This window comes from Lawsonibacter sp. LCP25S3_E2 (genome assembly GCF_052117285.1).
GTDB lineage: Bacteria > Bacillota > Clostridia > Oscillospirales > Oscillospiraceae > Lawsonibacter.
Map to the genome: position 1 here is coordinate 14,308 of NZ_JBQKJL010000009.1, position 16,332 is coordinate 30,639.

10 protein-coding genes are annotated in these 16,332 nt (G+C 54.7%); 7 read left to right on the forward strand and 3 right to left on the reverse strand.

Going from position 1 to position 16,332, the window contains the following annotated elements:
- Window positions 1-23: 23 nt before the first annotated feature.
- The 6 genes from ACTQ3R_RS09400 to ACTQ3R_RS09425 all read left to right on the forward strand — a co-directional run bounded on the left by ACTQ3R_RS09400 (window position 24) and on the right by ACTQ3R_RS09425 (window position 8,637).
- Window positions 24-773: a vWA domain-containing protein gene (locus tag ACTQ3R_RS09400; protein ID WP_441778871.1), complete on the forward strand. Its 750-nt coding sequence runs from the start codon at window positions 24-26 to the stop codon at window positions 771-773.
- Between the two features lie 5 nt (window positions 774-778).
- Window positions 779-1,606 carry a PP2C family serine/threonine-protein phosphatase gene (locus ACTQ3R_RS09405; protein WP_441778872.1) on the forward strand — a complete coding sequence of 276 codons (828 nt, stop codon included), beginning with the start codon at window positions 779-781 and terminating at the stop codon, window positions 1,604-1,606.
- Entirely contained in the window at window positions 1,578-3,182 is a 1,605-nt protein-coding gene (locus tag ACTQ3R_RS09410) for an SEL1-like repeat protein (RefSeq protein ID WP_441778873.1), read from the forward strand. Before ACTQ3R_RS09405 ends, ACTQ3R_RS09410 begins: the two co-directional genes overlap by 29 nt.
- Before the next feature lie 218 nt (window positions 3,183-3,400).
- On the forward strand, window positions 3,401-6,256 hold the full coding sequence (locus tag ACTQ3R_RS09415; RefSeq protein WP_441778874.1) for an S-layer homology domain-containing protein: 2,856 nt from the start codon (window positions 3,401-3,403) through the stop codon (window positions 6,254-6,256).
- Window positions 6,257-6,658: 402 nt separating this feature from the next.
- Entirely contained in the window at window positions 6,659-8,011 is a 1,353-nt protein-coding gene (locus ACTQ3R_RS09420; protein ID WP_441778875.1) for a tetratricopeptide repeat protein, read from the forward strand.
- A 191-nt stretch (window positions 8,012-8,202) separates the two neighbouring features.
- Window positions 8,203-8,637, forward strand: coding sequence for a hypothetical protein (locus tag ACTQ3R_RS09425; RefSeq protein WP_441778876.1), 435 nt, complete (start codon window positions 8,203-8,205; stop codon window positions 8,635-8,637).
- Between the two features lie 179 nt (window positions 8,638-8,816).
- Here ACTQ3R_RS09425 and ACTQ3R_RS09430 read toward each other — a convergent pair whose 3' ends face one another.
- From ACTQ3R_RS09430 to ACTQ3R_RS09440, 3 genes are all read right to left on the reverse strand, one after another.
- Window positions 8,817-10,358, reverse strand: coding sequence for an HAL/PAL/TAL family ammonia-lyase (locus ACTQ3R_RS09430; RefSeq protein WP_441778877.1), 1,542 nt, complete (start codon window positions 10,356-10,358; stop codon window positions 8,817-8,819).
- A gap of 48 nt (window positions 10,359-10,406) precedes the next feature.
- Window positions 10,407-11,837: a sodium:solute symporter family protein gene (locus ACTQ3R_RS09435; protein ID WP_441778878.1), complete on the reverse strand. Its 1,431-nt coding sequence runs from the start codon at window positions 11,835-11,837 to the stop codon at window positions 10,407-10,409.
- A gap of 160 nt (window positions 11,838-11,997) precedes the next feature.
- On the reverse strand, window positions 11,998-15,051 hold the full coding sequence (locus tag ACTQ3R_RS09440; protein WP_441778879.1) for an AAA family ATPase: 3,054 nt from the start codon (window positions 15,049-15,051) through the stop codon (window positions 11,998-12,000).
- Between the two features lie 347 nt (window positions 15,052-15,398).
- On the opposite strand from ACTQ3R_RS09440, the gene ACTQ3R_RS09445 reads away from it, so the two are divergent.
- Window positions 15,399-16,160 (forward strand): IclR family transcriptional regulator, encoded by a 762-nt coding sequence (locus tag ACTQ3R_RS09445; RefSeq protein WP_441778880.1) that lies wholly within the window; start codon window positions 15,399-15,401, stop codon window positions 16,158-16,160.
- Window positions 16,161-16,332: the final 172 nt, after the last annotated feature.

The window sequence follows — 16,332 nt, forward strand, 5'->3', positions numbered from 1 at the left end:
AAGGCAAAGGAGGAATCAATGTCATGGCACAGAGAATTGAAAAAAGTCGTTATCCGGAAAAAACCCCTGAACTGTACCGGTTGGAAGAAGAGGAACTGGCCGACAACGGAAGCCGGCGGGCCCCCATCATCGTGTGTGTGGACTGTTCCTTCTCCATGCGCCAGGAGCACCGCCTGGAACGGGTGGTTGAGGGCCTGGAGAGCTTCTGCCGGGATATGAACCGGGACCCCCTTGCACGGGATTCGGTGGAGCTGTGCCTGATCAGCTTTGGCGGAAACCATGCCTGTGTGGAGTGTGATTTTTCCACCCCGGACCGCATTGTCCTGCCCCAGCTGATCGCAGACGGCGAAACTCCGCTGGCCGATGCGGTGAATCTGGCCCTGGAAAACCTGGAGCTGCGCAAGCAGCGCTATGAAGAAAACGGGATCTCCTTTTACCGGCCCTGGCTGATCATCATCGGGGACGGTGATGAGACCAGCTCCTCCAAACAACTGGAGGCGGCGGCGCAGAAATTGAAACAGGAGCATGAAAACAAACGCCTGAACATCCTGTGCATCATGGTGGGAAATGAAGAAAAGGTGCGCCGGGAGAGCGGATCCCTGCTCCGCCTGTCCCCGGACCGGACGGTGCAGTATCTGCGGGACCTGAAATTTCAGGAATTTTTTGGTTGGCTGAGCCGGAGCATTCAAAAGACCAGTCAATCCATGAGCGGGGAAGAGGTCTACTACGAGCCTACGGGAGACTGGGCGGAAATTTTAAGCCGGGGAGGCTGATACCCATGGAGTATAAAGTGAGCTGGGCGGCAGCCGCCGGACGGCACCACAGACAGGAAAACGTCCCCTGTCAGGACCATGTGACGGTCCTGCGGGGGGATGGGATCATCTGCTGCGCCCTGGCGGATGGAGCGGGCAGCCGGAACAACAGCCATTTGGGAGCGCGGTGTGTTACAAAGACGGTGGCGCACCAGATGACGCAGCACTTTGAGACCTTGTGGGAGCTGGACGATACAGCGCTTGCAGCAGAAGTGATTTCCGGCTGTGTGGAGGCACTGGGCCGGTTGGAGCCCCCCATCTATGAATTGGCCAGCACGCTGCTGTTCTGTGCCGCACACCGGGATGGCCGGTTTTTGGCCGGCCACCTGGGCGATGGTGTCATGGTGCTGGAACAGAGCCATACCCTGTCGGTGTTCAGCCCGCCGGAAAATGGGGAGTACCAAAACGAGACTTATTTTATCACCGGACCGGATGCGCAGCAGCACCTACGGCTGAGACGGGGCACCTGGATGGAGCCGGGCACCCTGCTGTTGATGAGTGACGGCACGGCGGACAGCCTGTACCGCTATGCGGACAGGACGCCCGCTCCGGCCTGCCAGACGCTGGCGGGCTGGCTCCGGGACGGTGAGGAATCCGTCATCAGCCAGGCGATCCAGGACAATCTGGAGGGGACCTTTGCCCGCCGGACCAGTGACGACATGAGCCTGGTCGTCCTCAATTGGCAGGACGACGGTGACGGGTGGGAACATACAGCAGCCGGCAGGGATGAGGCGGAGCCTCTCCGGCGGGAAGGAGGAGAAACCGATGGAAGAGAATCTGATGAGCCGCTTTGAAGAATGGATGGAATCTGATCAGAATGACCCGGAAGTACAGTATCAGATCGGCCTGTGCTATCAGCGGGGGGAAGGCGTGGAGCAAAACGGGACAGAGGCGGAGAAATGGCTGCGCCGGGCCGCGGGGCAGGGACACCCGGCTGCCATGGCGCTGTTTGCCGCCCCGGACGTGCAGACCGATTTGCAGGCCATCACCGAGGATAATCTTCCCGACTGGTGCCTGCGCGCGGAGGAAGGGGATCCCGAGGGGCAGTACCAGGTGGCATGTTATATCCTGGAGCATCCAGGCTGGGGCAGCCGTCCGGAGGCCATTCATTATTTGACGCTGGCGGCGAAATGGGCCGGAGATGGCAGGGCCTGTTTGAAACTGGCGCAGCTGCGCCTGGAGGAGGGAAATCATAACAAGGCCGTTCCCATGCTGCGCAATGCGGCAGACTGCGGAGAGTCCAAAGCCCTGGAGCTGCTGGCTGAGTGCTATGCCAGGGGTCTGGGGCTGGAGCAGGATCCTCAGGAAGCGGAACGCCTGCTGATACAGTGGGCGGAACAGGGAGATGGGGAGACCAAGCTGGCTCTGGCCAGGCGGTATAAGCTGGGGAAGGATGTTCCCAAAAACATGGGAAAAGCCCTTAGCTGGCTGAAGCGGGCCCAGCTGGCGGGAATGGAGGATGCCGACCGCAAGTTCTACGCCGAAGAACGGGTCCAGGAGCTGGTTTCGGGCCTGCTTGGCCACAACCAGGACGCTTTTTCTGCGGATTTGGTCCATGCGGAGCAGGGCGATGCAGAGGCGCAAAACCGAATCGGCGTCTATTACTACACCGGGAGAAATGTGGAGCAGGATTATGTCAAAGCGGTAGAATGGTTTCAGAAGGCGGCGGACCAGGGATCGGCCCATGCCCAAAAGAACCTGGGTAATTGCTATCGGAATGGTCTGGGGGTCGGCCAGGACGATGCGCTGGCGGCCGCCTGCTACCAAAAGGCTGCGGAACAAGGAATGATGGAGGCGCAGGCCCTCTTAGGTGATTGTTATTACGATGGCCAAGGTGTAAACCGGGACTATGCCCTGGCTGCATTTTGGTACCAGAAGGCAGCAGAACAGGGACACGCAGGGTCACAGGTCATGCTGGGCGGGCTGTATTACTACGGCTTGGGGGTAGAGACAGACGATGACAAGGCCTTTGCCCTGTTCCAAAAGGCGGCGGAACAGGGGGAGGTGAGGGCCCACTACAGTTTGGGCCTGTGTTATCAATCCGGCCGAGGTGTTATGCAGGATGATCTTCAGGCGGCGGTCCATTACCGGAAAGCGGCCGAGGGGAACAACCCGCCTGGACAATACAGCCTGGGATTGTGCTATGGAAACGGCTGGGGTGTGGAACATGACAATGAGCAGGCAGTGTTCTGGATCCGAAAGGCTGCCGAACAGGGCCTTACCAATGCCCAGTGTGTGTTGGGAAACTGTTACCGGGATGGCACCGGGGTGGAACAAGACCGGGAAAGCGCATTGTTCTGGTACCGGAAAGCGGCAAGCCAAGGCAATGAGCGTGCACGGGAGCATTTGGCTGAGTTAGGGGAACGGTAGGACGGCGGACCCGGCTGAGCGTTCAGGCGGAGCTTCCGGCCTGCAGAACCTGGCAGGACCAAAAGGCGGGAGGGCTTCTCCCGCCTTTTGATTTGGACCGGCAAAGATATGGTGCAGAACCCTTCCTTTCTACAGTAAATGAAAAAACAAAACCGAGCCAGACCTTATACTGTAGTTGTAACAAACGAAGCGAGTTTAGAAATAAGGAGGATTTCACCATGAAACATACGACAAGACGAGTTTTGCCCGGCACGATGGCCCTGCTGTTGATCTGCAGCCTGGCGGCGGCTCCCGCACAGGCTGCCGGCAAACTGGATGCGTTTGGCCGCAGCTACGAGCGGATACCGGGAGGCACCTACTATGCGGAAAAGACACAGGACCACGTATACACCAGCCGGATTTCCACCTATCCATGTGACAGCGCGGCGGACGGCAAGCATGACTTGAAGTTCTCAGATACCAAGCCCACCTGTACGCAAGAGGGGTTTCAGGGATATGTCTGCCAGCTGTGTATGGAGACGGAAATTATGGAGGCACCCCCTGCCTTTGGCCATGACTACCAGGGGGAGGTCACCCTTCCCTCTACCCAGGAGCAGGAGGGGGAAATGACCTTTACCTGCTTGCGCTGCCATGACACCTACACCGAAGCCATCCCCAAGCAGCCGCCCGCGGCGGAGGAAACCCCGGAGCCTGACAAAGAGGACCAGGCCCTCACCGGAAATGAGCCCTCGGGGGAGTGCATCGATTCCTTCGGCCGCAGCTATGCCCGTGTGGTGGGCGGAACCTACTACGCCGAACAGACCGCAAAAAATATCCTGACCGGCCGGATTCAATCCTATAACTGCCCGGAAAATCCCGGCGGGAAGCACCACCTGACGTACCACAAGGAAACTCCAACTTGTGAGGAAGGCGACTCCAACTACTATGTATGCACCCTGTGCGGAGAAAAGGAGATCCAACGGGATTTCCCCGCGCTGGGACATGAGTATACCGATCAGATTACCCGTCCTGCCACGCCCACCCAAGCCGGAGAGCGCACCTTCACCTGCACCCGCTGTGGGGATACTTATACACAGAGCATCCCTAAGCTGGATGCCGTCCAGGAGCACCCGGTGGAGCGGGACCCCAGCGCCCAGGCGGCAAAGACGGATAACCTGGGGGACAGTGCCTATTACGCCTACCATGCCAACACGGTGAAATCCTATTTGTATGCCCGTTCCGATGGCGGCTACACCCGAGTGGAGGCGCTGGACCACTCGGTGGCGGTGGAGGTATATGACCAGGACTTTCGTCTGATGACGGCGGACACCGTGCCCATGGAGCTGCCCTTGTTCGGCGGGTTCTATGCCGGCGTGAGCTACAACTTCCTGGTATTCGGCCAGTCCAATCCGTCCGAGCAGGACAGCACAGAGGTGATCCGGGTCGTCAAATACGACAAGGACTGGAACCGTTTGGATCAGGCCAGCCTGCGGGGCTGCAATACGAGTATCCCCTTTGACGCCGGGTCCCTGCGGTGCACGGAGTACAATGGCATGTTATACGTCCAGACCTGCCACGAGATGTATACCAGTTCCGATGGCCTCAACCACCAGGCCAACCTGACCTTCAGTCTGCGGCAGTCGGATATGACCGTGACCGATTCCCAATTCCAGGTATCCAACATCAGTGCCGGCTATGTGAGCCACTCCTTTAACCAGTTTATTCTGGTGGACCAGCAGGGCCGAATCGTGACCTTGAACCACGGGGATGCCATCCCGCGGGGTGCCATGCTGATCCGGTATGATTTGCCTGCCGGGAACGATACCTTCGTCAATTGGCGGGTAAAAAACGAAAAGGTCATGAGTTTCACCGCCAGCAGCACCAACTACAACTATACCGGGGCCAGCCTGGGCGGACTGGCAGATTCCGGTTCCAACTACCTGACGGTTATGAGTACGGTTCCTCAGACCGGCTATGTGGAGGACCACAGCGTGCGCAATGTGGTGGTGACCGTCACGGATCAAGAACGCTTCTCCGGTACACAGACTCATCCAATAACCGATTATGTCCAAGGCGGAAGCCAGTCAGCCGGTACGCCCTTTTTGGTCAAACTCTCAGACCGCCGTTTCCTGATCCTGTGGGATATTCTGGAGACGGACTCCTATGGGTTTGCCCGGCCCGGCAGCCAAATCGGCTATGCCTTTATTGATGGGGACGGCCAACAGATTGGATCGGTCCAAACCGCCGAAGGTTCCCTGTCGGACTGCCAGCCCATTCTGGCCGGTTCCCGTGTGGTGTGGTATACCACCCATAACTCTGCCCCGGTGTTCTTCGCCCTGGATGTGGATTCCGGCACCTTGTTCCAGTCCGGTTCTCTGTCCGGCATCGGGTCCGGTACCGAGTCTGGCACACAGTCTGGCACACAGTCCGGCACGCAGTCTGGCACACAGTCCGGCACGCAGTCTGGCACACAGTCCGGCACGCAGTCTGGCACACAGTCCGGCACGCAATCTGGCTCTCAGTCCGGTACGCAGTCCGGGTCCCAGACAAATTCCGGTTCCAGCCATTTTTGGGACGTAACGCCCGGCTTTTGGGGGGCGCCCTACATTGAAAAAGTATCCCAGGCCGGCCTGATGACGGGCACCGGAAGAAACACCTTTGATCCCGAGGGCCAGTTGACCTTGGCTCAGGTGATGGTTCTGGCCTATCAGATCCACAGTCAGGAGCACAACGGGACCCTGCCTCAGACGGGCGATGGTTTGTGGTATGCACCGTATTACCAGTACTGCTTAGACAACGGACTGCTGCCTGCAGGGAAGTACGAGCTGGACCAACTGGAGGATATCGCCACGCGTTTTCAGATGGTGGAGATCCTGGACCAGGCCGTTCCCGCCTCCCGCCTGGCGCCGGAGCGGGAGGTTCCGGACGGAGCCATCCCCGACCTGAAGGAAGGGGAGCGTTATGGCAGCGTGGTCTACCGGTGGTACCGGGCGGGCCTGGTGACAGGAGATACGACCGGTTCGTTCCACGGCGCATCTGGAATCACCCGTGCAGAGACTGCGGTGATCCTCTGCCAAATCAACGGCTTGATTTGAGTTCCGTGGCCGGAGCCTCCGGCGGAGAACAGCAGGTTTGGCCACAAGGCAGGCCACGGCCCTCCGGCCGGAGGGGCTTCTCTGGCGGCTGACAGTTTTGCCGTTCCACCCCCGTTCTTTGAGTTCCCGGTGGCGCTGTGCATTTTGACAGGAGACTTATACACTTTGCATGGAACAAAACGGATAAGCAGGTGGCCTGACCGTCAATCTGCTTGACGGCCGGCTACTGAACTGGCTATAATCAAAGCTGTAAAGGGGGACTGGACCTGTGTACGGCTGTATAGAGCCGGCAGGTCCCGGTGGATCGATGGACAAACACCGCCACAACAGGTATGGAATGTTTTGAGAACGCCGCTGCGGACGGCAAAGCACCTGTGTGACAGGAGATAGGAGACAGAAAAGATGGAAGAGAATCTGGTAGAGCGTTTTGAGGAGCTGCTGGAATCGGATCAGAACGACCCGGAAATTCAGTATCAAATTTTTCTGTGTTACCAACGGGGAGAGGGGGTCGAGCAAAACGGTGCCGAGGCGGAAAAATGGCTGCGCCGGGCGGCGGCTCAGGGCCATCCCGAGGCGGTCAGACTGCTGGACGATACCGGTTCTGCCGCCCATGGCCCCGTGGGGGAACTTACTCCGGATACATTGCCCGACTGGTGTTTGGCCGCGGAGGAGGGAGATCCTGAGGCACAGTATCAGGTGGGATGCTATTTCCTGAAGGACCCTGGTTCCAAAGAAGAAGGAATGCATTACCTGGAGATGTCGGCGGAGCAGGGAAAGGATGAGGCCTGCCTTACCTTGGCACAGCTCTTTTTGGAACAGGGCCAGAATGAACGTGCCGTTCAGCTGCTGCGCAACGCGGCGGACTGCGGATTGCCAAAGGCTTCCTTCCTTCTGGGCCGCTGTTACATAGAGGGTACCGGCGTAAAAAAGGACTTTGCCGCTGCGGAAAAGTATCTGGCCCAGGGAGCAGAAACCGGCGGTGGCGAGACCATGGTAGAAATTGCGGCCCGGTATTCCACAGGAATTGGGGTTCCCTACCTGCCGGTGAAAGGCCTGAGCTGGCTGAAGCGGGCCGAGAATGTGGGATTTCCCAATGCCCGCGCTCTTTATGACCAGCGCTGTGCCCAACTGAAGCAGGAGGCCGAGGAACAGCGAAAAGTGGAAGAGGCCCGCCGTGCAGAAGAAGAACGCCGTGCGGAAGAGGCCAGACGGGCAGAGGCTGCCCGGCGCGCGGAAGAAATCAGAAAGGCGGAGGAGGCCAAACGGGCTCAGATGCAAAGGGAGATGGCCCAGGTCACCGTTCAGGGACGAAACCTGTTTGCCCTTGGAGTGATTGCTTGCTTGTACTGGATGCTCAAGCAGATGGACACAAAGTTTTTGGGCCATCTGTTGAGCAAAGTCGTTGATTTGTTCACCCGTGTTCCGGGGGTTGGAATGCTGGTATCCATTGCTTCCCTCCTTTTGTTTTTCCTTTTTTTTGTTTCCATCACGCTGCTTTGTTTCGGAATGCAAAAAATGCAGCAAGCCCAGTGTGAATGGTGGTTTGGGTTCTCCCGGAGCAAAGCGTTTCAATTTGGATTGCTTTTCTTCTGCGGCGCGAATATCATGCAATATGTGAGCGATGATTCTGGCCTGCTGGTAGGTATCCTGGCCATGGCGGTACAGATTCTCATTCTGTTTGTGGTAAATCTATGGATCATGGGAAAATTGGGCGTTGATTGGGGAAAACTATTTTCTAACATAAAAAACCTGTAAGCCGACCCGGATAAAATTTGAAAGCAGCATGGACACCAAAGCAGGTGTCCATGCTGCTTTTCTATATCAAATCGGACGGGAAGCGTCCTTTCTACAGTTAATGAAAAACGATTGCCGCCCCCGGTGCTATACTGACAGCATAAACCAATCCAGCTTCCTGGAACGATTTGGAATATAAGGAGGAAATGAATATGAACGGAACTTTTCAGCGCTGGTATTACGGGGAAGACGGCACCAATCCCCTGTTTCGCTTACGTAAAATGCATAAAATTTGTTTTGCGGTGCTGCTGCTCTCGATTTTGTTTGCCTTTGTGGGCCCTCAATATGATACCCCTTCTCTTCAGGCGTATAGCCCGGCCCTGTACTTTACGTGGTTTTTCTGCATGGGTCTGTGTACAAAACTGCTGGGGCCGCACTGGGACATTGTGATCCACATGAACCGGGGGATCAATGCTCTGATCGTGTTCGCCGTTTCCCTGGTTCTTGCAATTTTCACCGCGTGGCTGGTTCTGCCCCTCTATTTATTGCTCTTTGCGGCAGATCTCCGCTACAAGTTCAAGGTGGGGAAAACCAATCCCCAATTGCTGGAGGAGCCAAAGCCAACGTATCAAGATTTGAGCAAGTGAGGGAAAGACGGGATGGTCCCCTGCCGCATTCCGCCCTACGGTCTTCGGTGGGGACGATGATCGATAAGTGTTGCCGCTGGTGTATGACAGCACTTGCCTTCCCATTGGCTAGGCGAAGCAAAAGAAAAGCGGCTATCTTGTCCGATAGCCGCTTTGTGATTGAAATGGTCCGGAGAACGTTAGAAGACAAAGTCCCCTGCTAACTCTTGAGCCAGCTGCAGCAGACGATTGCTCTTGACCAACGCTTCCATTGCTTCGATCCGCTCATACATCAAATCATCATTTTCCATAAAGGTAACCGTACGGCGTGCCTCATCGTACAGCTTCTGCGTAATGGGAGACATGGCGCGGGTCCGGAATTCCAGTGCCTGCAGAGCGGTCATCATCGTCAGGGAGATGAGATGTTCCAGTTTTCTGACTGCCGTGCGCAGCTTGCGGGCTGCGGTTTCGTCCCGGTAAAGCGGGCTCTCCTGGCCTGCGCTGACCGCGCCGTTAAAGGCGCCGGCCGGATTGGCAAGCAGCAGGATATCCCCCAGAAGACCCAGTGTAGAATATTGGACCAGCATAAATCCGTTATTGAGACCGGGGTTTTTGACCAGAAACGCAGGCAGTCCGCTGAGGGTAGGTGTCACCATACGCTCCATATGTACCTCAAACAGCTTGGCCAGGTTCATTACTCCCAGACACAGGCTGTCACAATATGCTTCGATCATGGTGGCATCCCAGTTGGAACCCATGAGTGCTGTGCCGTCGGGAAGAAATATGGGGTTATCAAATACGGCGTAGAATTCTTCCATCATTGCCTGGTAGGCCTGCTCCCCCATACGCTTTGCCACGCCTTGCACATGCGGAATGATTCGAATACTGCTGCTGTCCTGAATATGACTCTTTCGCGCGTCTGCTACAATTTCACTGTTTTTCAGCAGCTTGAGCAGATATTCCGCGGACGCGATCTGTTCTTTGTGCCCCTTCCCGGCCATGAGCCGAGGATCAAAATGTTTATCGGTGCTTTGAAGTGCTTCACAGACCAGGGCTGCGCACAAATCTCCATGGCGTACCGCCATCACATAGTCATATATGGCTAACATTGCCGTTCCCACAGAGCCGCTGGCGTTGGTCAGCGAAGCCAAGCCTTCCCGGAAACTGATCTGAATGGGAGCGATGTTGTGTTCTGCCAGAACTTCCGCGGCAGGGCGGGCCTCACCCTTGTCGATGATACGCCCTTCGCCAAAAAGTGTGATTGCCATATAGGGCTGGCAGGTCAGCTGCCCTACCGTACCTTCTGCGGGGACATAGGGGTAAATCCCCTCGTTGAGAAACAGCCGTGCTTGCTCCACGATCTCAAAGCGCGTGGCAGAATATCCCTTCCCAATATTTGTGATCAGCAGTAAAAGCATGGCGCGGACTTCTTCTTCCTCCAATAATCGCCCAACCGAACAGCCGTGGCTGCGGATAATGTTCTCCTGAAGACGAACCATGTCATGCTCGCTGATGCGGTACCGGACATTGTCTCCAAAACCGGTGTTGACACCGTAAATCCCGACGCCGTCAGAGATACGCTCCTCTAAAATCCTGCGACTGTTTCGCACACGCTGGCAGTACGCATCCGAAAAGCGGACCTTTGCATGGTAACGGGCAACTGCAACAAATTCTTCCAGTGAAATGCGGCAATCGTCCACCAGGACCTCACGGATTAACTGTGCATCCCCTTTGATCAGCATAGTATGAGTACCTCTTTTCCAGTGAAATAGTTGACAAATAGAGAGCGGTCAGCTCGCGGCCGTATCCTTGTGGCGGTTGGCCGTGGCCAGCGAGACGATCACCAGCACAATGGCCGAAACAACACCGCTGAACAGCTCGCCGGGGATGCCGCCCATATTGACAATTCCGGTGAGGGACAAAACCACAAACATCGCACCGAACAGCAGGCCTGCAATGGCGCCCTCTTTCGTTGTCTTTTTCCAGAATACACCAAATACAATGGGGGCGAACACGCCGCCGGTGTAAATGTAGTAAGAGTAGAAGCAGGCATCCAGAATGCTGGGGATCATCAAGGAGATTACCACTGCCGCAACACCAGCAACAACCGTAAAGATACGGGAGACCCACAGCAGTTTTTTGTCGTTGGGATCTGCATCCTTTGCAATATAGCACATCCAGAAGTCATTCATAAAATGAGAGGAGGCTGCGCTCAGCAGAGAATCTGCCGTGGAAAGAATCGCGGACAAAGCGGCGGCCATGATGATGCCAACGCCCCAGGAAGGCAGAGTAGCCATGGCCAAGGTGGCGAAAGCAGAAGCGGTGGTACCGTTGGCCGCCAGCTCCGGAAAGTCGATACGGGCCATCAAACCGAGGGTTACAGGCATCATGGAAATGACCATCACCAGAGCGCCGGAAGCCAGAGAAGCCTTAACGGCGGTCTTGTCGTCTTTACAAGCAAACAGCCGCTGGTAGATATCCTGGCCAATAATGACATACATAATGCCGGGCAGGATCATCCAGGCCAAGGTCGTTGCCTTGGAGCCGTTCATAAATACGTTGAACCCCTCGGGCAGGGTAGAGGCCATTTCCGCAAGCGAGGCATTGATTCCATCAAAACCGCCGTGGTTGCCTAAGGCGGTGAAGAAGATCCAAATCACGCCAATGATAACAAGAATAATTTGGAAACAGTCGGTCATGGTGACGGCCATCAGGCCGCCCATGGCGGTCAGGGCAATAATAACGGCCATGGCCAGCAAGGTGCAGAACATGGTGTTGGTAAAGCCCAGCGCGTTCATGATTCCTACCACAGCGGAAACCTGGCCGCCCAAAATACCGATCAGGGCGATCATAGACAGGAAGGAAGCCGCGGTGCGCAGGAATTTGCTGTTGAAGCGCCACTCCAAGTACTCAGTCACCGTCCCGTAATTGGAAAAATTGGCCATTTTGTGCACTAAAAGTGCCGCCAGGAATAATCCGATGCCCTGGGTCCCGCCGTAGACATACATCATGGGTCCTGACTCATAGGCGTACTGGGCGGTGCCGGTCAGCAGTCCGCCGCCAAACAAAGAGGCCGTGATCGTCAGTGTTGCGGCCACTACGCCCAGACTTCGACCTGCCAGGAGGAAGTCAGTTACATTTTGGTTCTTCTTGGTGCAATACACGCCGATTCCAAACAGAATGCACATGTAGATTGCCAGAACCAGGTAAATCGATGTCATAAACTTCTCCACCTTTCAAACACGTTTTCAATCTTTTGAGAGAGAACGGGCGGCTGTGCCATCCTCGCCTCCGCAATGGCATCGGCAGGAAGATGGTTTTGTTGACAAATTCTCTCTTCTTGCGCCTTAGTATAGAGAAGTTCCGTCAGTTCTGCGTCATCTAGTGTGATGAACCGCCAAATTGCCAGAAGCCGCGAAGGATTTCATCGTTTCCTTGTGCCAGGGCCTCCAGCATCTCCTGTTCAAAACGGCCGGCCTTCCCTGCCAGCAGTGTCTGACTATAGGACAGATACTCGGCGTAGGGGCGGTTGAGAAATTCGCTGACTGCCGGGTGGGACTCGGAAATTTGGTCGCAGCGCCGCCGTATGATCGCTTTGCACATCCACACGATCCCCTGTTCATAGGGGGATTGCAGCGCATCTGCAAATCGCTTTGCCTGCTGCAGAAGGCGGCATACTTCTGCATCCTTGCCCTCGGAAAACGCATAGAGCGCCGTGTAGGAGTAGGCGATGGTGCGATGTCCGCCCGGTTCCTGAATATAGGAGGAATGCTTCTCCGCCTGCTCCAGCAAAGTTCTGGCACATTGGTACTTTTTGGCGGCAAAGGCAGCATGAGCACAGTTGGTATAAAAAACCGATACCCACGAAAAGACACCAAACTGTTCCAGCTCCCGGATTGCACACTGATAGCATTCCATGGCCTGCTCGTAATGTCCCTCTTTGCGGTATGCCTCACCGATATAGTTGTAGGCGTAGGAGGACTGCAGCGTCAGATCCAATCCCCTGGAAAAAGCGCTGCGGAGAAGTTCAAGAGAATGCTTCAGCTCGATGCGGCTTTCCTCGTAGCTTCCTTCCATGAAAAGCAAGTACCCGTAATAGCGCCGGTTGATCGCGTAGCGGGTGGGATTTTTTCCTCTGGTCAGATCCAACGCGGAAGACAGATGTGCGCGGAAAATGGCGGTGTTATAGGTTTGAATTCCATAGTACATCATCTGCTCGTGTGCAAGCTCCTGCAGTACCGGGTCCACGGCCGGTTTGGCCAATATGGTTTGGAGGGCTTCCACCCCTGCTTCGTAAAACCCTTTGAAGACACAAAAGCAGGCCTTTGCGTACAAAATATCGTTCTCCATCTGGTCAAGCTCGGGATCCGATGAGACGGCCTTTAGCTCAGCAAGCTTTTTTTCCACCTTCTGAAAATGTTTCATTGCCTGCGTGTCTGTGTTGGGCATTGGATCATCTGCGGAATCCGAGCATGATACCAGCGCATAGTGATAATAGGTATATGCCCCCAGAAACTTGATCTGATACCGCAGGGCGTTGCGCTTATCGCCTCCCTGCTGGTAGTGATAGATGATCTGAGACGTTAAGCCGGGCACCTGCATGGAGGTGAAGTGGGTCAGCGCGGTGGCGATATTCAGATGGATGATTCTCCGGCTGAGCGGGTGAATTTGTGCGTAGACCAGATCCCGAAATTCGGGCTGTGCAAAGACCAACGATAACTGGCCGCCATCCTGAAGCTCCGCCAGAATAGACCGCCTGCAAAGCTCCTGGCAGATATAAAGCAGGTCCAGCGGCGCCTTGTTGCTGATGTGTTCCAAAACTTCATAGGGCGCGGCATCCGGAAACATGGCGACCAGGTTCAGCACCTGCTGTCCCTCTGCACTGAGACCAGAAAGACGGTAGGACACAATATCGTTCATGTTGCTGGGCATAATGGAGGGACAACCTTGCTCCAGCAAACTGTTGATCAGTTGAGTCAATAAAAATACATTTCCCTGCGTGTCCTGATAAATTCGCTCTTTCAGGTCGGATGAAAAGGTTCTGGCTTCTGATTGCTCCATAAACTGCATGGTTTCTTCCCGCGTGAAGGGCTGCAGGGTATATCTCTGCAGCAAATGGTCCTCCTGAGCTGAGTCAAGAAAGGCAGTCACATTTTTATCGGCAGGCTGGCGGCAGGTGGCTGCAACCAATACCCGCGATGGGGATATTTTGTGCAAGGTCTGGTCTAATAAATTGAGGCTGGCCCGATCCATCCACTGAATGTCTTCAAATACCAGCAACAACGGAGCGCAAGCGGAGCTTGCCGCTAAAATGGATACAATGCTGTCATATTCCAGGTCGACCCCGAAGGGGTATTTTATGTTTGTGCTGTCCACTGCAGAGGCTGGTGCCAGCACCGGAAAGAGGGTAGCAGCCAGCGGTAAGGTTTGTTCCGGTACGGAAATTTTCTTGCTGGCGATCAGGTTTGAAATGGAGAGCATAATGGCCTGCCAGGGATAAAGCGGGTCATCTTTCTTTGATTTATAGCAGGAAGCGGTGATGGTGACCCAAGGTTCTCTGACCGCGTGATTGAGCAAATGATTCAGCAGGTGTGTTTTCCCAACACCCGCCTCACCCTGCAGGACCATGGAAAAACTTTTTTTGGTGTTGAAACATTTTGAAAGGTGCTCAAATAGCGCTTGACGGCCGATCAGGAGTTCCTCCACCTGGTCATCTTTGGCGCAGGCGCAGTCGTTCCACTCGGACATAATGGTGCGATAGAGCGCGGATGTTTCTTTCAGCGGTGAAATTCCAAGGTAATCGGCCAGCGCTCCATGGAGCCGTCGGTAAACCAGTGCGGCTTTATTGAAGTTCCGCTGTGTGCGGTACAGGCTCATCAGAGCGGCTGCGGCGGATTCAGAGAGAGGCTCTTCCTTTAAATACAGGTTCCAGTATTGTTCTGCGGACTCCATCTGCTGTTCCGCCTGGGCGGTTTTTGCCATCTGTTCCAGCCGCTGTAAATATTGATCGCGCAGAAAACTGCGCATTTCTAGGACCCATTCTTCATAGGCGGCCCCGTCGTCCAATGTGAAGCCATCTAGAAAATCTCCGCCGTAGTGGTCAATTCCAGTTCCTGCTTGAAACAGTGCGACATCACAAATTAAATGGATCTCAGGGTTGAACTTTAAGTTGCTGCGGCCGTGGGGAACGATTAGTTTAAAGGTAAACTGCTTTCCCAGATAATAGAGAATGTCCCGAAGATGACGGTGAGCCAGCTCGGAATTTTCTTCCGGCCAAATCAAGGCGGCCAATTCTTCTCTGGCAGCATTTTGCTTTACAATGACATAGTAAAGAACTGCGGCTGCCCGCTTAAGGCGGATTGGTATTTCTTCTCCGTTGCATTCGATGCGCGGAGCTTGCAGCAAATATGCCCTTACCGTAAACGTAGCTTCCATAGGAAAGGCCCCCTTTTTGGATGGCATTTGTCCATATTATAGCAGTTACCGTTATTATATGACCGTTGCGTCACCTGTGCATCACTTTTCTGTCGATTGCTGACTCCGGACGATGGTAAAAATCGAAAAAAGACGAGCCGTGCCCTGCTGTTGACAAGACTTTGGCATTTAAGCACAAAAAATTAAAAGGATTTATGTATATTCTGCACTGCTTTTGGGCCCTGAGTCAAGCTCAGTTCAAACATCAAGAAACGACATAAGGCGCCTTTCCGTTACACAAGGATGATTGACATGGATCAAAGCTCTGGCTACAATAGCAAAAGAAAGAATGCGAGGGAGGGTGCCGTATGACCTCTGGTGAGAAAACGGTCTTATTGCTGAAGTTACTCGGTCAGGTTCCCTATGTTCACAGTGTTACTGAGCTGGGAGAAAAAATCGGCTGTACGAAAAGTGGGACGTGTAAACTTTTAGCTGCCCTGGTCAAATGTGGGTTGGCCGCTCAAACGGTAGACCGAAAATATACCTTGGGACCGGTAGTATATATTTTGGGAAAAACCTATGAGGATCATATCGGGTTGTCCAAAATGGTGAAACCATATCTGGCGCGCCTGCGGGACCTCACTGGGGAGAATGCCTCCTTCAGTATGCTGATTGACGGAAAAGCAAATTTGGTCTATCGGGAGGAGAGCCTCCAGGCCGTCCGGGTGGCGGGCAATGTGGGACAGGAGCGTCCCCTGTACGCCGGGGCCAACGGAAAGGTTTTGGGCGCATTCCAGGGGGATGAGGTGATCCGCCGGCGCCTGATGGAGGAACCCATTACGCCGCTGACCGAGCGCACGATCATTTCTCCAGATGAACTCTTGGAGGAGTACGCCAAAATTCGCGCACAGGGATATGCGATCAGCGATGGGGAGCTGAGCATTGAGACCATTGGCATCGGCGCTCCCATTCGGGATGAGTCCGGAACGGTTTGGGCGGCTATTTCCATCGGCGCGCCCAGGGCGCGGGTAGATCAGGCCAAACTGGAACGCTACATTTTTCTGGTGAAAGAAATAGCAAAGGAAATGTCCAAAGATCTGAGCAGTGGTGCGATCGGAAATTCTCTTTAATATATGGGAAACACACCCCCACCTAATTTCCTGATAGGAAACAGTGTGGGGGATTTTATTAAAAACTTCCCGTTATAAATGTTTAATATATACGAAATTTTTTATCCTTTGTTGTATATATTGAATATTTTTTGACGATGTGATATCCTTTGATTAGAAAATAGGTTTCCTA